The organism is Lachnospiraceae bacterium (assembly GCA_025758065.1).
Classification (GTDB): Bacteria; Bacillota; Clostridia; order Lachnospirales; family Lachnospiraceae; genus Enterocloster.
In genome coordinates, this window is record CP107199.1 from 3895606 (window position 1) to 3914012 (window position 18407).

General features: G+C 43.2%; 17 protein-coding genes. 6 read left to right on the forward strand and 11 right to left on the reverse strand.

The genetic code is table 11. From position 1 onward, the window contains the following. Positions 1-250: 250 nt before the first annotated feature. Positions 251-1462 carry a [FeFe] hydrogenase H-cluster maturation GTPase HydF gene (hydF, locus tag OGM16_18160; GenBank protein ID UYJ46659.1) on the reverse strand — a complete coding sequence of 404 codons (1212 nt, stop codon included), beginning with the start codon at positions 1460-1462 and terminating at the stop codon, positions 251-253. Between the two features lie 189 nt (positions 1463-1651). On the opposite strand from hydF, the gene OGM16_18165 reads away from it, so the two are divergent. Continuing rightward, positions 1652-1927 carry a type II toxin-antitoxin system HicB family antitoxin gene (locus tag OGM16_18165; protein ID UYJ46660.1) on the forward strand — a complete coding sequence of 92 codons (276 nt, stop codon included), beginning with the start codon at positions 1652-1654 and terminating at the stop codon, positions 1925-1927. 111 nt (positions 1928-2038) lie between these two features. On the opposite strand, the gene OGM16_18170 is transcribed toward OGM16_18165, so the two are convergent. Continuing rightward, positions 2039-3316 carry an L-serine ammonia-lyase, iron-sulfur-dependent, subunit alpha gene (locus tag OGM16_18170; GenBank protein UYJ46661.1) on the reverse strand — a complete coding sequence of 426 codons (1278 nt, stop codon included), beginning with the start codon at positions 3314-3316 and terminating at the stop codon, positions 2039-2041. A gap of 166 nt (positions 3317-3482) precedes the next feature. Here OGM16_18170 and OGM16_18175 point away from each other — a divergent pair, with 166 nt between their 5' ends. Both OGM16_18175 and OGM16_18180 read left to right on the forward strand, forming a co-directional pair. After that, positions 3483-4364, forward strand: a complete 882-nt coding sequence (locus OGM16_18175; protein ID UYJ46662.1) for a LysR family transcriptional regulator — start codon at positions 3483-3485, stop codon at positions 4362-4364. 129 nt (positions 4365-4493) lie between these two features. Beyond that, on the forward strand, positions 4494-5375 hold the full coding sequence (locus OGM16_18180) for a LysR family transcriptional regulator (protein UYJ46663.1): 882 nt from the start codon (positions 4494-4496) through the stop codon (positions 5373-5375). A gap of 141 nt (positions 5376-5516) precedes the next feature. Here OGM16_18180 and ilvC read toward each other — a convergent pair whose 3' ends face one another. From ilvC to OGM16_18210, 6 genes are all read right to left on the reverse strand, one after another. Next, positions 5517-6536, reverse strand: coding sequence for a ketol-acid reductoisomerase (gene ilvC, locus OGM16_18185; protein UYJ46664.1), 1020 nt, complete (start codon positions 6534-6536; stop codon positions 5517-5519). Between the two features lie 134 nt (positions 6537-6670). Then, positions 6671-7174, reverse strand: coding sequence for an acetolactate synthase small subunit (gene ilvN / locus OGM16_18190; GenBank protein ID UYJ48513.1), 504 nt, complete (start codon positions 7172-7174; stop codon positions 6671-6673). A gap of 130 nt (positions 7175-7304) precedes the next feature. Beyond that, a complete protein-coding gene (locus OGM16_18195; GenBank protein ID UYJ46665.1) occupies positions 7305-7961 on the reverse strand; it encodes an HAD family hydrolase in 657 nt (218 codons plus the stop codon). 29 nt (positions 7962-7990) lie between these two features. After that, complete coding sequence (gene nudC, locus OGM16_18200; protein UYJ46666.1) at positions 7991-8851, reverse strand: NAD(+) diphosphatase; 861 nt, start codon at positions 8849-8851, stop codon at positions 7991-7993. Positions 8852-8881: 30 nt separating this feature from the next. Then, complete coding sequence (locus tag OGM16_18205) at positions 8882-10279, reverse strand: MATE family efflux transporter (GenBank protein ID UYJ46667.1); 1398 nt, start codon at positions 10277-10279, stop codon at positions 8882-8884. Positions 10280-10375: 96 nt separating this feature from the next. Continuing rightward, a complete protein-coding gene (locus tag OGM16_18210) occupies positions 10376-11314 on the reverse strand; it encodes an SPFH/Band 7/PHB domain protein (GenBank protein UYJ48514.1) in 939 nt (312 codons plus the stop codon). A gap of 320 nt (positions 11315-11634) precedes the next feature. On the opposite strand from OGM16_18210, the gene OGM16_18215 reads away from it, so the two are divergent. The 3 genes from OGM16_18215 to OGM16_18225 are packed head-to-tail and all read left to right on the forward strand — an operon-like array spanning position 11635 to position 13677. Continuing rightward, positions 11635-12645, forward strand: coding sequence for an asparaginase (locus OGM16_18215; GenBank protein ID UYJ46668.1), 1011 nt, complete (start codon positions 11635-11637; stop codon positions 12643-12645). Between the two features lie 18 nt (positions 12646-12663). Then, positions 12664-13371: an AzlC family ABC transporter permease gene (locus tag OGM16_18220; protein ID UYJ46669.1), complete on the forward strand. Its 708-nt coding sequence runs from the start codon at positions 12664-12666 to the stop codon at positions 13369-13371. After that, entirely contained in the window at positions 13372-13677 is a 306-nt protein-coding gene (locus OGM16_18225) for an AzlD domain-containing protein (protein ID UYJ46670.1), read from the forward strand. Positions 13678-13773: 96 nt separating this feature from the next. Here OGM16_18225 and hemW read toward each other — a convergent pair whose 3' ends face one another. The 3 genes from hemW to OGM16_18240 all read right to left on the reverse strand — a co-directional run bounded on the left by hemW (position 13774) and on the right by OGM16_18240 (position 18360). Beyond that, positions 13774-14979, reverse strand: a complete 1206-nt coding sequence (gene hemW, locus OGM16_18230; protein ID UYJ48515.1) for a radical SAM family heme chaperone HemW — start codon at positions 14977-14979, stop codon at positions 13774-13776. A 171-nt stretch (positions 14980-15150) separates the two neighbouring features. Next, on the reverse strand, positions 15151-16965 hold the full coding sequence (lepA, locus tag OGM16_18235) for a translation elongation factor 4 (GenBank protein ID UYJ46671.1): 1815 nt from the start codon (positions 16963-16965) through the stop codon (positions 15151-15153). Between the two features lie 147 nt (positions 16966-17112). Beyond that, positions 17113-18360 carry a stage II sporulation protein P gene (locus OGM16_18240; protein ID UYJ46672.1) on the reverse strand — a complete coding sequence of 416 codons (1248 nt, stop codon included), beginning with the start codon at positions 18358-18360 and terminating at the stop codon, positions 17113-17115. Between the last annotated feature and the right edge of the window lie 47 nt (positions 18361-18407).

Below are 18407 nucleotides of genomic sequence, written 5' to 3' on the forward strand. Positions count from 1 at the left end.
TCATGCGTGGGGAAATGCAAGCACTTTTTGCTTTGAAAGTGTTGTCAGGCAACAGTTGTGTTACAGTACACGGGCTCTCCATGCCCGCGCACTGTAACAGGATTTTGCCGATGCTCCGCATTCCGAATCGGCAAAATCCGCGGTCATAACTGTATCATACGGAATTTTCAGTTCAGAAAATTCCTACCCGTGAAAAGTAACACAGCTGTTTGCATTTATTATGGATGTCACGGTCTGATCAAATGTCCCTTTAGCCATAAAGCAGGGCTGCCGCCTGCGGGAATGGTTCCAGGCTGCGTTCTAAGACACCGTGGATATACGCGATGGTCATTCCGTAGTTAGTAATAGGAACATTCTGGTCGCAGGCACATTTAATACGGTACTTCATTTCTTTTCCATTTAACATACAGCCGCCGCAGTGTATGATCAGCTTATATTGGCCCAAATCATCCGGAAATTCCGTGCCGGAGGTAAAGGTAAATTCCGGTTCTGATTTTGTGAACTGGCGGATCCAGTCCGGCAGTTTTACGGTTCCAATGTCGCCGCACTGTCTGTGGTGGGTACATCCTTCTGAGATCAGGATCTTATCGCCAGTTTTTATCTTATTTAAAGCCGCCACGCCAGAGATCATTGCCTCCAGTTCCCCTTTATATCTGGCAAAGAGGATAGAAAAGGAGGTAAGCAGGATATCTTCTGGTGTATCTTTTGAGACTTTTCCAAACGCCTGGCTGTCAGTGATCACCAGCTTTGGCTTTTTCCCAATATTTTCCAGTGTATTTTTCAGTTCATTGTCCTTTACTACAATAGAAACAGCACCTGCCTCTAAAATATCGCGGATAGTCTGCTGCTGTGGAAGGATCAGACGGCCTTTGGGAGCTGCTTTGTCAATAGGAACTACTAAAACCACAAAATCAGAAGGATTTAACAGGTCAGCTACCAATGGTTTTGAAACCGCTTCTGTTTTTGCTGCTTTTGCGATCGTTTCTTTTAACTCTGTAATGCCTTCTTTTGTGCGAGCACTAACTGCAAGGACCGGGATGTTTTCCGGTGCAGTCCTTGGACAGACTGCCCGGTCGATCTTATTAAATACCACAATACAGGGGATCTGCTTATCCTTTATCTTATCAAGAAGCTTTTCCTCTTCTGCCCCAAAACCAGTCTGGCTGTCCACAACGATCACTGCAATGTCTGTTTTATTCAACGCCTGATAGCTTTTTCTTACCCTTAATGCACCCAGCTCGCCTTCATCATCAATACCAGGAGTATCGATCACCGTTACCGGGCCTAAAGGAAGCAATTCCATGGATTTATAGACCGGATCCGTAGTGGTTCCCTTTACGTCTGATACCACTGCCAGTTCCTGTCCGATCACTGCATTTAATACACTGGATTTCCCTGCGTTTCTTCTGCCGAAAAAACTTATATGTATCCGTTCTCCTGATGGAGTTTCGTTCATTCCCATATCTGTACCTGCCTTTCTGTGCTGCTCGTCTGCTTTGTGGTTATTATACTTGCATGAGGACTGTTTTTCAAAGGGTTTTTAAGTCATTTTTGCAGAAAAAGCAATATTTGCTTTTCCTATATAAATAGAGTATAATACATAAACACACGGGGAAACCCGAATATTAGGAAACACCAGGAGGAGCCTGTTATGACATTTGTATATCCCGCTGTTTTTACCCCTCATGAAAAAGACAATGGTTTTCATGTGGAATTCCCGGATCTGGAATGCTGCGAGGCAGATGGACCGGATTTAGAAGATGCTGTAGAAAATGCAAGGGACGCAGCCCGCAACTGGATCACCGCAGAGCTGGAAGATACCTGCGAGATCCCGCCTTCCACCCATGTAGATGACATTGAGCTGAAAGAGGGCATGTTCATTAAGAATATTATGGTTATTATCAAGCTGCTGCCAGATAATGACTGACAGACTACTGCACAAGCGCAAAGAGCCCTGAACACACCATAAAACGTGCTCAGGGCTTTTCTTTTTAATTAAATCTGCCATATTTCCCGCCAGGGTTGGGAAAACTATTACTTATTCTCCAATCATGATCTTAATGATCTCTTCATTTGTTTCTTTCATTCCTTCTTTTCCAAGACGGCCTACATTCTTTAAGGTTTCTTCTACACCCTTGGTAACAATTCCGTCACCGCCGTAGAACTGCTGGCCTCTGATGTACATATTGTATCCTAAGATACCTGCTTCTACTGCTGATGCGATCTTAGCTGCACAGGAAGCTTTTGCACCGTCACAGACAATACCAGATACGATAGCCAATGCATTTACTATTGTATGGGTAATCTCCTTAAAACCACCACCGCAAAGATATGCGATACCAGCGCCTGCACCTGCACCTGCACTGACTGCGCCACAATATGCAGAGAGACGGCCAATAGGAGTCTTCTGATGGATCGCTGCCAGGTTAGATAAAGCAAGAGCACGGTACATCTTCTCTTCTCCTACATTTAACTCCTTTGCATATACGATAACCGGAACTGAAACTGTGATTCCCTGATTTCCGCTCCCGGAGTTAATGACTACAGGCAGTTCACATCCGTTCATACGTGCATCAGAACCTGCTGCTGCCATTGCTTTGGCACGGACACGTACATTGGTTCCTTCCATATCTAACAGGACCTTACCAATGTTTGCACCATAATTTCCCTTGATGCCCTCCTCTGCAATAGTCCAGTTATACTCAATCTGACGTTTTAAAACTGGTTTGATATCTTCTGCATCTACTGTATTGATAAAATCCCAGATATCTTTCATATTTAAAAGGCTTCTGTCTGTAAGCCCTTCTTCGCTTTCGCCTTTTACTTCTGTCTGCTGTAAGATCTCACCGTTCTTTTCAACCAGAACAATATTGGTATGGTAGTTTACAATACGTACCTTTGCGTAGTCATCTCCCTTAAAAAGAGTTACCACGATTTCAAATGTAAGCCCATTATCCACATGTTCTACAGAAATAGGAGTCTTATCCAGGAATTCCCTCATTTCCTTTACCTGGTCTTCTGTAACATGAGCGATAACTTCCAGTTCTTTATCCGGATCACCTGCAACAATACCTGCCGCTGCTGCTGCCGGAATACCCTTTAAATGATCTGTATTTGGGACAATAACTGATTTCACATTTTTGATAATGCTTCCGCTGGCACCGATCACTACTCTCTCAGGCATCTGTCCCAGCACTTTCTTTGCAACTGCTGCTGCATAAGCTAAAGCAATAGGTTCTGTACATCCCATAGCAGGGATCAGCTCTTCTTTAAGGATCTGGATATACGCACTATACTTTTCATTTGTTTTTTCCATTGTTCACAGCCTCCGACTTCTTTTGTTTGTTTTTGATCATTTATCCTGTTTATATTTGTTCTTGATTTCTCTCTACACTTAATGTAACATAGAAATAACCCGATGTAAAATTTAACATTTTAAATATATCGTTTAAAATTTTTTATAGATTGAAAGGACTGTTTTCATGGAATTTCGTGAACTTTCTACCTTTCTTCAGGTAGCTAAACTACAGAGTTTTTCAAAGGCCGCCAAGGTATTAGGCTACTCCCAGGCAGCTGTTACTATTCAGATCAAGCAGTTAGAACAGGAGCTGGGTGTCCACCTGTTTGACCGCATCGGCAAGCAGACCTCACTGACACACCAGGGCAGTGTTTTTTATGACCATGCTGCCTCTATTATGCGGGATATTGCCCAGGCAAAGGATGCTGTATCACACCCTCAGAAATTAAACGGGCATCTTTGTATCGGAACCATTGAGTCCATCTGTGCTTCCCTCTTTCCTTCCCTGCTGACGGAATATCATAAACTGCACCCTGAGGTAAATATAAGCATCCGCACCGATTCCCCGGATCAGCTGTTAGAACAGATCAATGGCAACCAACTGGATCTGGTGTATTTTATGGATAAACGTGTTTATGATGTGAAATGGGAAAAAGTTTTAGAAGAACCGGAAGAGATCGTGTTTGCAGCTACAGCAGACCATCCCCTTGCCCAGAGATCAGAACCTTTAAGCCTGGATGATGTTTTATCTTATCCTATGGTAGTAACAGAAAAAAATGCCAGTTACCGCCTGATCCTGGAGCAGTATCTGGCTGCTATGGGCAAAAGCCTTCAGCCTTATCTGGAGATTGGAAATACCGATTTTATCCTTCAGTTTTTAAAGCAGAATACAGGCATTACCTTTCTGCCCCGCTTTACAGTGGAAAAAGCAGTTTCTGAAGGTTATCTACGTATTTTATCTGTTAAAAAGTTTTCTATCCGCACCTGGCGCCAGATCCTTTATCACAAGGACAAATGGGTCACAAGAGAAATGGCTGAATTTATCAGGCTAGCCCAGGAACTTTAATGTCGTGGTCAAACTGCAACACTTTATCCAAGGTGTGAGTAATCTGTACTTTACATTTTCCCGGTTCTGTTGCTATAATAAAAACATATAGCACATATGAATTAATGTTATGATACCGGAGGCATTTCCATGGAACAGAATCTTTCCCAATATAAGATCTTTTATGAGGTAGCAAAAGCTGGCAATATTTCCAAAGCTGCCAAAGAGCTTTACATCAGCCAGCCTGCTATCAGCAAAGCCATCAGCAAGTTAGAAGACAGTTTAGGTCTCTCCTTATTTACCCGCAGTTCCCGCGGGGTCCAGCTGACTTCCGAAGGGGAAATTTTGTTTGAACATGCAAAAGAAGCCTTTGATACTTTAAGCAGAGGAGAGCAGGAATTAAAGCGGATCCAGGAATTTGATATCGGCCACCTGCGTATCGGCGTCAGCAATACACTATGCAAATACGTACTTCTTCCTTATCTGAAGACCTTCATCGACCAGTATCCGCACATGAAAGTGACCATTGAAAGCCAGTCTACTGCCCAGACTCTTTCCAGACTAGAACAGCAGAAACTAGATCTCGGACTGGTAGCTGAGCCGTCTCTGCGCAAGGATCTGGCATTTATCCCGGTTATGGATATCCAAGATGTTTTTGTGGCTACACCTGCTTATCTGAACAACCTGTACGTGCGTGAAGGAAAGGATACTAATATTTTTGAAACAGGAAATATCATGCTCCTTGACCCCAGCAATATGACCCGCCATCATGTAGACGATTATATGTCCGAAAATCACATTGCGCCAAGACAGATACTGGAAGTAACTACCATGGACCTGTTGATCGAGTTTGTAAAGATCGGCCTGGGAGTTGCCTGTGTTATCAGGGAGCTGGTTCAGAAAGAACTGGATAACGGATCACTAGTAGAGCTTCCTTTGGAAATCCCGATCCACAGAAGGACCATTGGTTTCGCCTATCATCCTTCAAATCAAGCCATGTCCCTGAAAACATTTTTAGAATTTTTATATTAAATGTACTATCAAGCATCAAAAAACTCCCGGAATCCCAAAGGTCACAGCCTTCTGAAATTCCGGGAGTTTTGTATTCATACGGGAAACCCAAACTCCGCTTCGCTACGTTTGGGTAGCGTTCAATTTCGTACGAAATTGAACTTAGTTATTGATCAGTTTGTCGGATTCGTTGTTCCAGCTGTACAGCTTACGGATCTCAGCGCCAACCTGCTCTGATGGATGCTCAGATGCAAGCTTTCTCATAGCCTTGAAGTGTACCTGACGGCCAGCTGGGGACATATCAAGTAAGAATTCCTTAGCGAAGGTACCATCCTGGATATCGGAAAGGATCTTCTTCATAGCCTTCTTGGTCTCAGCAGTAACGATCTTAGGTCCGGTTACATAATCACCATACTCAGCAGTATTGGAGATGGAGTAACGCATTCCAGCGAAACCGGACTGATAGATCAGGTCTACGATCAGCTTCATCTCATGGATACACTCAAAGTAAGCATTTCTTGGATCATATCCAGCTTCTACCAGAGTCTCGAAACCAGCCTGCATTAAAGCACAAACACCGCCGCAAAGAACAGCCTGCTCACCAAACAGGTCAGTTTCTGTCTCAGTACGGAAGGTAGTCTCTAACAGGCCTGCTCTTGCACCACCGATAGCAAGACCGTAAGCCAGTGCTTTCTCCAGTGCTTTTCCTGTATAATCCTGCTCTACAGCTATCAGACAAGGAGTTCCCTTGCCAGCCTGGTACTCACTGCGTACAGTGTGGCCTGGTGCCTTAGGAGCGATCATGGTAACATCTACATTCTTTGGTGGCTTGATGCATCCGAAATGGATATTGAAGCCGTGTGCGAACATCAGCATATCGCCATCCTTTAAGTTTGGCTCAATGTCCTTCTTATACATATCTGCCTGCAGCTCATCGTTGATCAGGATCATGATGATATCTGCTCTCTTTGCAGCCTCTGCTGCAGTATATACAGTAAAGCCCTGCTCTTCTGCTCTCTTCCAGGAGCGGCTTCCTTCATACAGACCGATGATAACATCGCATCCGGACTCCTTTAAATTTAATGCATGTGCATGTCCCTGGCTTCCGTAACCAATAACAGCAATTGTCTTGCCCTCTAACATTGAAAGGTTACAGTCTTCCTGATAATAAATCTTTGCCATAGCGTTTTTTCCTCCTACTATCGTATAAAACTTATAACCAGCAGATTCACTGGCGTATTTATGTTAAGACAGCAAGTCCGACGCCTCTCTGTTCGCCTTTGGCTGCCCCCTTAAGCTCTTTTAAACACTTTGCCTTATGGCAAAACGCGGATGTCTTCACTGCCACGTTCCAGTCCGGTCAGTCCGGTACGGGCCAGTTCCAGGATCTCATAATCTTCTAACAGATTAATAAGTGCATCCAGCTTTGACTGGTCTCCTGTCAGCATAACAGTCAGGGAATCTTTTCCCACATCCACAATGGTCGCACGGAAAATACTTGAGATCGCGCTGACCGCCTGACGGTCATTTGCCCCGGCTCTCACCTTGATCATCATAAGCTCTCTGTATACAGAGCGGTCCGGGCGGAGTTCCTTAATATCTCTTACATCTTCCAGCTTATTTAACTGGTTCTTGATCTGCTCAAGAACGGTCTGGTCTCCTAATGACACAACTGTCATTCTGGAATACCTTGGGTCTGCAGTAACACCTACTGTCAGACTCTCAATATTATATCCACGGCGGCTGAACATACCCGCTACACGGGACAGAACACCGGCCGTATTATCCACTAACAATGATAACACGATTCTGTCTTCCATCATATCATTTGCCTCCATATCGGTCTGCCAAAGACAAACGTCTTCTGGCGTCCCACATATTAGTTTTTATAATAACAACCATTACCTGCTTTGTCAATTGCCTAATAGTAATGGATATTATGCTTTCTGGTTATGATACCAGCATTTTTCTCAATTCATTAACACTTTCAGCTATATAAGCAGCGTGACATTCTTCCATTTCTGTCCTGTCACCATAACCAAAAAGAACGCCTACGCACTCAATCCCCTGTTCTCTTGCACCTAATACATCATGCTCCCTGTCTCCTACCATGAGGATCTGCTCTTTTTTACCAGAAAGGCCACAGGTATCTACAACGTATCTGATCACGTCCCCTTTACGCACACGGGTCTCTTCCAGGTCCGCACCACCAATAAATTCAAAACAAGAAGTAAGACCAAAATGCCCTAAGATCTGCTTTGCAAAAACTTCCGGTTTGGAAGTAGCAAGATATAATTTCTTTCCTGCCGCTTTTAATTCCCCCAGCATTTCCGGAATGCAGGGAAATACTTTATTTTCTCTCCATCCTTTTACGGAAAAATATTCGCGGTAGACCTGAATCGCTTCTCTTGCCTGTTCTTCCGGAAAGCCATAATATTTCTGGAAGCTGTCTTTTAATGGCGGACCAATAAAAGGGCATAAACTATCCAGATCATCTACCCAAATGCCATAATGCTTTAATGCATACTGGACTGATTTTGTGATCCCCTCTTTTGGGTCAGTAAGGGTACCATCCAGATCAAACAGCAGGTATTCTTTGTTTTTCATATTGCAATTAATTCCCTTCGTATAAATAATCAATTTTTAGAGCATTCCTGATCTTCAAAAAGTGTTCCGTCTTTAAACGCTTTCATCATTTCATGGCCTACACTGATATAAGGAGGATACTCTACAATCTCATCCCGGCTAAACCAGCCTGCTTCTGCCAGCTCATCTTCTTCTAAACGGATAACATCATCTCCGTCCAGATCTGCTGTAAAGCCGATCATCACAGAATCAGAAAATGACCATGGCTGGCTTTTGTAATAGCGGATATTCTTCACCTTCAGGCCTACTTCCTCCATAACTTCCCGGCGGACACATTCCTCAAAAGTTTCTCCTACCTCCACATAACCTGCAATAAGGGCATAGCGGTGATAAGTTCCCCTTGCATACCGGGACATAAGCAGTTTATCTCCCTTCCGGATAGCTACGATCACTGCCGGGCAGATCTTAGGATACTCTGTATGCCCACAGGAAGAACACACCATGGACCGTTCTGTTGTTCCAGGCTCCATTTTCCCGCCGCAGCAGCCACAGAAGCGCCTGCTCTCTCTCCAGCGGTAGATCTGGCTTCCTGTAATACCGGCAAAAGCCTGATAGCCTGGTTCCATTTCCCGGAAGATCTGCATACCATTTAAAACAAATCCGCCAAATTCCGGCACTTTCATATCATCTACCAGGTAATATCCCCTATCCCCGATGGAAAACAGATAATACCCTTTTTCCCTGAAATCTTCCTCAAACAGAAGATCCTGGAATGCCGGGATGCGGTATCCTTCTTTTTCCTTTAAAAGCATAACTTTGTTGTATTCATAATGTAATAGATAATCGCTCATTTCCGGCTTTTTATCTTTTTTATACGCCGGATCGTATTTATAAGGTATTTCCTGTATCATTTTAACTTATGGCTCCTTTTAACAGCTGCTTTAATGATCCTTTTTTCTAAACCATTTCATTCCATCTACACGGCGCAGACTGCTGAAGAAGAAATAATAGACCACAAAAGCCACTGAGGTGATCGTCCATGACATCGGATAGCAAAAAGCAGCTGCCAGAATAGATCTGTACTGGGGAAGGAAAAAGATGATCCAGATCACACGAAGACAGCATACACCTACACCAGTCATGATCAATGGCATCCAGGCATCTCCCACACCACGCAGTGTACCAGATAATATCTCTATGGTAATATAGGTGATCAATGTAGGCACCATGAAATGGATCAGGCTCAGGCCGATCTCCTGTACCTGTGCATCAGATGTAAACAGATCAATAAGCAGATATCCCTTTAAATATAGTAAAGTGGATACAATGGCTGTCATGATCGTTCCAATGACCATACATGCTCCTGCTCCCTTTCGAACACGGTCTATGCGGCCTGCACCATAATTCTGTCCCACAAAAGTAGTAACAGAAATCCCCAGTGCATTGATCATCATCCAGTAAAGTCCGTCTACTTTTCCATAAGTAGCCCAGGCAGTTACATTATCAGTTCCCAGAGTATTTACACCAGCCTGGATGATAATATTTGAAATATTATACATAACAGACTGCATACCGGCTGGAATGCCAATACGCACGATGCGACGGAGCATACGTTCATCAATACGTACCTTGCTCCACACCAGCTTATACATATCATCTGTATGGATCAGTGCATACACTACCATGCAGGCACTGAACAGCTGGGACGTAATAGTAGCAATAGCTGCTCCGGCCACCCCCATACGCAGCCCTGCTACCAGAATAATGTCTAACAGGATGTTGACCATACAGCTTCCAATAAGAAAGTACAAAGGTCGTTTGGAATCCCCCACAGCGCGCAGGATACCAGCCCCCATATTATAGATCAGGTTTGGGATCATACCCAGAAAATATATGCGTATATATACAACTGCATAGTTAAGAACATCCTCCGGTGTATGCATGGCTGAAAGTGCCATGTGGGCAAAAACAATGCCGATCACCATAAATAAAACACCGCCCATTAAGGAAAAGGCAACTGCTGTATGTACAGCCCAGTGTACTTTATCCGGCTTTCTGGCACCGTAATACTGGGAAATAACTACGGTAGCACCGCTGGAAAGACCTACAAAAAAGCCTACCAGCAGGTTGATCAGGGTACTGGTAGTACCTCCTACTGCTGCCAATGCCTGCTTTCCTACAAAATGTCCCACTACCACTGCATCTGCCGTATTATAAAGCTGTTGAAAAAATGTGCCAAAAAGAATAGGAAAAAAGAATAATAAAAGCTGACCAAAAATACTTCCCTGAGTGATATTATTTTTCTCTGGCTCTCCTGTATTTGTTTTTCCTGCACCCATTACTTCTCTCCTAGATTTTTCCATTTTTTTAAGAAAATGATACCCACCAGTTATAAATTTACTTATTACAAATTTACTTACTGATGGGCACCATACTTATTTTTTATCTTCTTTTGCAGCAATCTCAGAAATAGATTTTACCAGACCTGCAATCCCCTGGATATCAGATGGAATGATGATCTTGTTTGCTTTTCCGTCTGCTGCCGCCTGGAAAGCTTCCAGACTCTTAAGCTGCAATACCGCCTGGTCTGCACCGGCTTCTTTAATATAACGGATACCGTCTGCAGTTGCCTGTTGCACGGCACGGATGGCTTCTGCCTGTCCTTCTGCTTCTTTGATCTTCTTTTCCTTTTCTGCCTCTGCACGAAGGATAGCTGCCTCTTTTTCTGCTTCTGCATTTAAAACTGCAGATTCCTTATTTCCCTCTGCTACCAGGATCATGGACTTCTTCTCACCTTCTGCACGAAGAATAGCTTCACGGCGCTCACGTTCTGCCTTCATCTGCTTTTCCATAGCTTCCTGTATAGCTGCAGGGGGTTCAATATTTTTAAGCTCCACTCTGGTCACTTTAATGCCCCACGGATCAGTTGCAATATCCAGAGACTCCTGCATCTTTGCGTTAATAGTCTCTCTGGAAGTCAGTGTCTCATCTAACTCCAGCTCACCAATAATATTTCTAAGAGTGGTTGCAGTCAGGTTTTCAATCGCAAGAATAGGACGTTCCACACCGTATGCATAGGATTTCGGATCTGTAATATAGAAAAATACCACAGTATCGATCTGCATGGTAACATTATCCTTGGTAATAACCGGCTGAGGCGGAAAATCCTCTACTTGTTCCTTTAAATTTACTTTCTTTGCTACTCTGTCAATAAACGGAACCATAAAATGGATACCTACGCCATATGTTCCCAGATATGCTCCAAGACGTTCTACAACCAGAGCCTGGGCCTGGGGAACAATGCGGATACAGGATGTAAGAATAAAAACAATAAAAAGTACTAAAATAAGAAATATCACGGAACCTCCAAACATCAACATATACTACCTCCTGAATTTTTAGATGTACTCTCGGAATCTTTTTGTACTTGATTTTGCGAGAAGATTTTTTGTCAGTTGTGCCCAAATTTCATTAACGTACGCGGTGCGTACGTTAATGAAATTCGGGTGCAACTGGCGGAAAATCGGCCGCAAAAGCAAATGCAGGAAAGACTCCGAGAGTATATTTAGTTGTATGAGTATAGTTTAACATATTTCTGATTTTATTCAATCAAGGATTGTAAAAGTGATGAATTCTTAATATAATCGTAATTGTTAAAAGTTAAATCACAATATAGCAAGGAGATACTTAGTATATGAAAAAAATCCTTCTGTTAGGAACAGGCGGCACTATTGCCTGCAAACGTACACCAGATGGCTTAAAGCCAGTCATTACTTCCGAAGAAATCTTAACTTATGTACCGGACAGCCGTAATTACTGCCAGATCGACAGTATACAGATTTTAAATATTGACAGTACCAATATACAGCCTTCCCACTGGCTGGCAGTTGCAAAAGCCATTGAGGAGCACTATGATGAATATGACGGCTTTGTGATCACTCACGGAACAGATACCATGGCTTATACAGCTGCTGCTCTTTCTTATCTGATCCAGAATTCACCAAAGCCTATTGTCATTACCGGTGCACAGAAGCCTATTGATATGGAAAACACAGACGCCCGCACAAATCTGGCTGACAGCCTTCGTTTTACTTCCCATGACAAGGCTCACGGAGTCAATATCGTATTTGACGGCAAGGTCATTGCAGGTACCAGAGGCAAAAAAGAGCGTACTAAAAGCTATAACGCCTTTTCCAGCATTAATTTTCCTTATATCGCCATTATCCAGGAAGACCATATCCTATTTTATTTAGATGATAAGGCACAGCTTTGCGGGCCATTAAAATTTTATCATCAGATGGATTCCAGCGTAGGACTGATGAAGCTGATCCCTTCTGCGGATGCTTCTCTTTTAGACTACATGGCTGCCCACTATGATGCAGTGATTATCGAATCCTTTGGTGTCGGTGGACTGCCTTCTTATGATGACGGTGGGGATTATTACCGTGCAGTAGCCCACTGGATCAGCCTTGGCAAAACTGTGATCATGACCACACAGGTTACAAACGAAGGCAGCAATATGTCTGTTTATGAGGTAGGCAAAAAGATCAAGCGTGAATTCGGCCTGTTGGAAGCTTATGATATGACCTTAGAGGCAGCTGTTACCAAGATCATGTGGATCCTCACCCAGACAAGGGAACCGGAAAAAGTGCGGGAGCTGTTCTATCAGACCGTAAACCATGATATTTTGTGGAAGTCTTCTTAAATTTCTGTGAGGTTTTACATGAATGAACATATTTTACAATTCAAAAGGGGATTAAAAGACGGGATTCCTATTGGACTGGGATATCTGGCAGTTTCCTTTACTTTCGGCATCATGGCTAAAGGCGCCGGACTTACTACCTTAGAGGCCGTAGTCCTGTCTCTTACCAACCTGACCAGTGCCGGACAGTTTGCAGGCCTTGGCATCATCACCGCAGGTTCTTCTTTATTAGAAATGGCTCTGGCCCAGCTGATCATCAACCTGCGCTACTGTCTTATGTCCTGCTCTCTTTCACAGAAATTAGACAGTCACATGCCATTTTTTCACCGTCTTCTTATGTCTTATGGTATAACAGACGAAATTTTTGGTGTATCTGTATGCAAAAGCGGGATTCTTAGCCCTTATTTCAGCTACGGTCTTATGGCTGTGGCAGTTCCTGGCTGGACCATTGGAACACTCCTTGGTGCTGTTTCCGGAAGCCTTCTTCCTGCAAGGCTGTTAAGTGCATTAAATGTAGCTCTTTATGGAATGTTTTTAGCAGTGATCATCCCGCCGGCAAGAGAAAAGAAAGTACTGCACATGGTTATCCTTATTTCCATGGCACTAAGCTTTCTCTTTACTTTGATCCCGGTTTTAAAGGATATTTCCTCCGGCTTTAAGATCATCATTCTTACATTTATCGTGGCAGGTGCTGCCGCTTATCTGTTCCCTGTAAAGGAGGAAGAATAAATGAATTATCCTGTATATCTTTACATAGCGGTCATGGCCATTGTGACGTACCTGATCCGGGTGCTTCCACTGACACTGATTAAACAGGAGATAAAAAATCCTTTTATCCGGTCTTTTTTATACTATGTACCTTATGTTACACTGTCTGTAATGACATTTCCTGCTATTGTATACGCTACTGCTTCCCCTGTTTCAGGAGCTGCAGCGCTGATCGCAGCATTGATCCTGGCATATAAAGGAAAAAGTCTTTTCCAGGTTTCTATTGTAGCCTGTGCAGTTGTGTTTATATTAGAATTTTTCGTTTAATAAGTAAAAGACCCCCAGGCAGAGATCCGGTCATATCAATCCCATTTTCCGCCCAAGGGTCTTTGTTTATGTTTTACACACATGTTCCTGTTCTGATCAGCCTAACAAGAACTCACTTAATACAAAATTGCTCACATCCATGCCCCATTCTGTAAGAGCAAGGCTGCTTCCTTCTTTTTTCAACAGGCCATTGGAGATCAGCCTGGCGATCACATCCCCGTAAACTGTTTCCATTTTCACGCCAAAAAGCCTGATAAAATCCACATCGGATACACCTCTTAACATTCGAAGTCCTAAAAACATGAATTCTTCCATGCGTTGGGCCTGGGTCAGCTCTTCAATAGGTCCCCAAAGCTTTTTAAGGGCAGCTTCCCTCTCTTCCGGTACTTCGCTGCCAAAATCTAAAGCCAGATACTTATCCAAGTCTCTTTCATTGGTAAAGCGGCAGCCTTCCATATAGGAAGATGCGCCAAGACCAATGCCTAAATAGGCAACCTCTGTCCAGTAACCAATATTATGGCGGCAGGCTTTTCCCGGTTTTGCATAGTTAGATATCTCATAGCGCTCAAAGCCCTGTTCCTGAAGAAATTTCCGTGTAAAACGGTAGATTTTATTTTCTGTATCCTCATCTGGAAGAGCCGGACCTGTATATCCGCAGCTGCAGTTTTTCTCCCCGAAACGGTTCCAAAAAGGAGTTCCCTCTTCAATGATCAGACTGTAGGCGGAAATATGTTCCGGCTTTAACATAGTGACTTTTTTTAATGTATTTTTCCAGGATTCCAAAGTCTGTCCCGGTATCCCGCTCATCAGGTCAATACTAATGTTTGTAAAGCCCGCCATTCTTGCACTTTGAAAGCTTTTTAAAAATTCCTCAAAGGAATGGATCCTTCCCAGGTTTTTAAGTTCCTCATTGTCCGCAGACTGCAGACCGAAGCTTACCCGGTTGATACCGCATTTCTTATAAACAGGAAGTTTCTTTCCTACAAGAGTTCCCGGATTTGCTTCAATGGTGATCTCTGCATTTTCTTCTACCTGAAAACATTCAAATACTGTTTCCACAATACGGCGGATACAGGAAGGCTCCAGTAAAGAAGGGGTCCCTCCACCTATAAATACAGTTTCAACCTGACAATCCAGGCAGTAACAGCTCTGGGCCTTGATCTCTTTTATCAACTGCTCTACATAGGCCTCATGGACCGATGAAAGGGCTCGAAAAGAGAGAAAATCACAGTAATCACATTTCTTCACACAAAATGGGATATGGATATATAGTTCAATGGGCTTTTTCTTCATGTTAGTCATCATCTTGTTTCTCTGCTGATCCAGCCATGCTTCTCTTCTTGTTTCCATATATACGAAAACAAGAGGCATCGTTGGTTCACGATATGCCGATTTGAACAAGAAAGAGCTTATGCAAGCAAGCTTGCAACACTCTTTCTTGTTCAAACCAGCGCATGGCTGAATTGTTACGCTCTATTCGTCATCCAGCTTCAGCACGCTCATAAAGGCCTTCTGCGGAATCTCCACATTGCCGATCTGACGCATACGCTTTTTTCCTTCCTTCTGCTTCTCTAACAGCTTTCTCTTACGTGAAATATCACCGCCATAGCATTTGGCAAGTACATCCTTGCGCACTGCCTTTACAGTTTCTCTGGCAATAATCTTGCCACCAATAGCAGCCTGGATCGGTACTTCAAATAAATGCCTTGGAATTTCATCTTTTAACTTTTCACACATTCTTCTGCCTTTTTCATAAGCAGATGCTGCATGTACAATAAAGGAAAGGGCATCCACTTCTTCTCTATTTACCAAAATATCCAGCTTCACCAATTCAGAACGCTCATAACCCTTTAACTCATAATCAAAGGAAGCGTAACCTCTGGAACGTGATTTTAAGGCATCAAAGAAATCGTAAATAATCTCATTTAACGGAAGTTCATATTTTAATAAGGCTCTGGTGGTCTCAATATATTCCATTCCAAGATATACGCCTCTTCGTTCCTGGCAGAGAGTCATGATAGCTCCTACATATTCTGTAGTTACCATAATCTCAGCACTGACGATCGGCTCTTCCATGTATTCGATCTCAGTTGGATCCGGAAGGTTGGATGGATTAGTCAGCTCGATCATCTCACCTGTGGTCTTGTGTACGCGGTATACAACACCTGGTGCTGTTGTAACAAGATCCAGATTGTATTCACGTTCCAGACGTTCCTGGATGATCTCTAAGTGCAGCAGTCCTAAGAATCCACAACGGAAACCAAAGCCTAATGCTACAGAAGTCTCCGGCTCATAGAACAATGAAGCGTCATTTAACTGAAGCTTCTCCAATGCATCACGAAGATCATTGTACTTGGCACCATCTGCCGGATAAAGTCCACAGTAAACCATTGGTGTGACTTTTTTATAGCCTGGCAGTGGTTCGTCACATGGGTTGCTGCTGTCTGTTACAGTATCACCTACACGGGTATCACGGACATTTTTAATGCTGGCTGTAATATAGCCAACCATTCCGGCAGCCAGTTCATCACAGGGGAAAAACTGTCCTGCTCCAAAATAACCCACTTCTACTACTTCTTCCTCTGCCCCTGTTGCCATCATACGGATCGGCGTACCTTTTTTCACTGTTCCTTCCATAACACGGCAGAAAATGATAACACCCTTATAGGAATCGTAAACAGAATCAAAGATCAGTGCCTTTAATGGTGCATTTGGATCTCCAGTAGGAGCCGGGATCTTACGAACGATAGCTTCTAAGACTTCTTCTACATTCAGTCCCGTTTTTGCGGAGATCTTTGGTGCATCATGGGCTTCCAGGCCGATCACATCTTCAATCTCTGCTGCCACACGGTCCGGATCTGCACTTGGAAGATCGATCTTGTTAATGACCGGGAATACATCCAGGTCATGATCCAGCGCCAGATATACATTGGCCAGAGTCTGGGCCTCGATTCCCTGGGAAGCATCTACTACCAGCACAGCGCCATCGCAGGCTGCCAGGCTTCGGGATACCTCATAGTTAAAATCCACATGTCCCGGTGTATCGATCAGGTTAAAAATATATTCGTTTCCGTCTTTTGCTTTGTATACAGTACGTACAGCCTGGGATTTAATGGTAATGCCGCGCTCACGTTCCAGGTCCATATTGTCGAGAACCTGTTCCTGCATCTCACGGCTGGTAAGAAGTCCGGTTTTTTCAATGATTCGGTCTGCCAGTGTGGATTTACCGTGGTCTATATGGGCAATAATACAAAAATTACGTATTTTACTCTGGTCAATTGCTGCCATTCTTTATCCTCTTTCTCCATATTTTTCTTTCTGTTCTTTAATAATATTTTAAATAATATATTCTTTCTTGGATTTGGGGGTCAAAAGGTATTTTGACCCCTTTGATAATACTGTCTTTTAGAATATCGTATCCATTTTACTATGTTTTCAATTTCCTTGCAACACCATATCCAAAAGTTCTGCCAGAGGCTCCATGGCATTTTTTGCTTCTTCAAAGGTATTTGTCTGGGCGCCTACTTCAATAAGGGCGGACCTTGGACGCAGATGTTCGTTGTAACGCAGACCTTTTAAATATATTTTTCTTGTAAACCCCGGATAATATTCTTCTGCTTTTAACTGCATTTTCAAGCTGAACGCCAGATTTTCTTCCCTGTAGGGATTGGGAAGATAGGAAATGGGACCTTCCGGAGTCTGGCTTAAACCATTAAAAAACATGATCCTGGCAGTGGCCTTTCCATTTATATCCGTTTTTAAATAAACATTTTCTCCCACTCCGTCCCTGTGGATATCTAATATTACCTGGATGGACGGGTATTTTGCCAGGATCTGGTTAAGTCCTTCCAAGGCATAATTATAGGCTTTGCTCCGATCCATTTTACCCTTTTGCAGATCATAAACGCCTTTATCATGGTAAACACTCCAGCCTTTTTCTGTAAGAAGCTTTGCCAGATACCCACCGACCGCAGTCACAGTTTCATCAGACCCACTGTTTTTATAGCTTTCCTGGGAATGGGTGTGGTAAATAAGGATCTGAGGTGTTTGTGGATCTGGAGTTTCTTCTTTTTGCAATGTTATATCCTTTGAGAGAAGATTTTCAGCATTCATTAATTGGCGGTCTGCTGTGGTGGATGTATGTACATTATAGAAATGTTTCATGAGGAAGTCATAATCCATAAGTTTCTGCAGCGGATATGTGGCAATACGGAGATTTGCGGCAGTGTTTCCGTCCGGTCCATTTTCCTCATTGGAGGACACATTTTCTCCTGTTCCTGCTGTCAGACTGCTCACGCCCCCTGCTTCATCCATATCAAAATCCGCCTCATCTTTTCCGATCCACGCCAGATATCCATGGGTACGGTAAAATTCACTGGTCTGACGGTATTTTTCATAAGCCGGGTCAGATCCGGTATTCTGCTTTTTCAGGTTGTCTGTCCCCTCATACCCGTCTTCATTGTTTTTCCTGACTTCCAGTGGAAATATCTGCTTCCAGAGAATCTCTTCCCCTGCATTCCAAAAAGCAGCCGCCAGCTGTTTTTTTTCTCTTTCTATATCTGTATAAAAATATCTGCCGCAAAAAAAAGATCCTGCTGTGATAACTGCCATTCCTATTATAAGAAATGGGGCTGTCTTTTGCAGGATCTTCCATTTTTTTACAATTTTAGGTTTTATTCTCATATTTTCCTGCCTTAAGACACACACTCTACTTACAGTTTACGCAGGAA

What these genes read in the sequence shown, in the direction of transcription:
- hydF (UYJ46659.1), bottom strand. Translation starts at nt 1,462, where the DNA reads ATGGGAATGAACGAAACTCCATCAGGAGAACGGATACATATAAGTTTT.
- OGM16_18165 (UYJ46660.1), top strand. Translation starts at nt 1,652, where the DNA reads ATGACATTTGTATATCCCGCTGTTTTTACCCCTCATGAAAAAGACAAT.
- OGM16_18170 (UYJ46661.1), bottom strand. Translation starts at nt 3,316, where the DNA reads ATGGAAAAAACAAATGAAAAGTATAGTGCGTATATCCAGATCCTTAAA.
- OGM16_18175 (UYJ46662.1), top strand. Translation starts at nt 3,483, where the DNA reads ATGGAATTTCGTGAACTTTCTACCTTTCTTCAGGTAGCTAAACTACAG.
- OGM16_18180 (UYJ46663.1), top strand. Translation starts at nt 4,494, where the DNA reads ATGGAACAGAATCTTTCCCAATATAAGATCTTTTATGAGGTAGCAAAA.
- ilvC (UYJ46664.1), bottom strand. Translation starts at nt 6,536, where the DNA reads ATGGCAAAGATTTATTATCAGGAAGACTGTAACCTTTCAATGTTAGAG.
- ilvN (UYJ48513.1), bottom strand. Translation starts at nt 7,174, where the DNA reads ATGGAAGACAGAATCGTGTTATCATTGTTAGTGGATAATACGGCCGGT.
- OGM16_18195 (UYJ46665.1), bottom strand. Translation starts at nt 7,961, where the DNA reads ATGAAAAACAAAGAATACCTGCTGTTTGATCTGGATGGTACCCTTACT.
- nudC (UYJ46666.1), bottom strand. Translation starts at nt 8,851, where the DNA reads ATGATACAGGAAATACCTTATAAATACGATCCGGCGTATAAAAAAGAT.
- OGM16_18205 (UYJ46667.1), bottom strand. Translation starts at nt 10,279, where the DNA reads ATGGGTGCAGGAAAAACAAATACAGGAGAGCCAGAGAAAAATAATATC.
- OGM16_18210 (UYJ48514.1), bottom strand. Translation starts at nt 11,314, where the DNA reads ATGTTTGGAGGTTCCGTGATATTTCTTATTTTAGTACTTTTTATTGTT.
- OGM16_18215 (UYJ46668.1), top strand. Translation starts at nt 11,635, where the DNA reads ATGAAAAAAATCCTTCTGTTAGGAACAGGCGGCACTATTGCCTGCAAA.
- OGM16_18220 (UYJ46669.1), top strand. Translation starts at nt 12,664, where the DNA reads ATGAATGAACATATTTTACAATTCAAAAGGGGATTAAAAGACGGGATT.
- OGM16_18225 (UYJ46670.1), top strand. Translation starts at nt 13,372, where the DNA reads ATGAATTATCCTGTATATCTTTACATAGCGGTCATGGCCATTGTGACG.
- hemW (UYJ48515.1), bottom strand. Translation starts at nt 14,979, where the DNA reads ATGACTAACATGAAGAAAAAGCCCATTGAACTATATATCCATATCCCA.
- lepA (UYJ46671.1), bottom strand. Translation starts at nt 16,965, where the DNA reads ATGGCAGCAATTGACCAGAGTAAAATACGTAATTTTTGTATTATTGCC.
- OGM16_18240 (UYJ46672.1), bottom strand. Translation starts at nt 18,360, where the DNA reads ATGAGAATAAAACCTAAAATTGTAAAAAAATGGAAGATCCTGCAAAAG.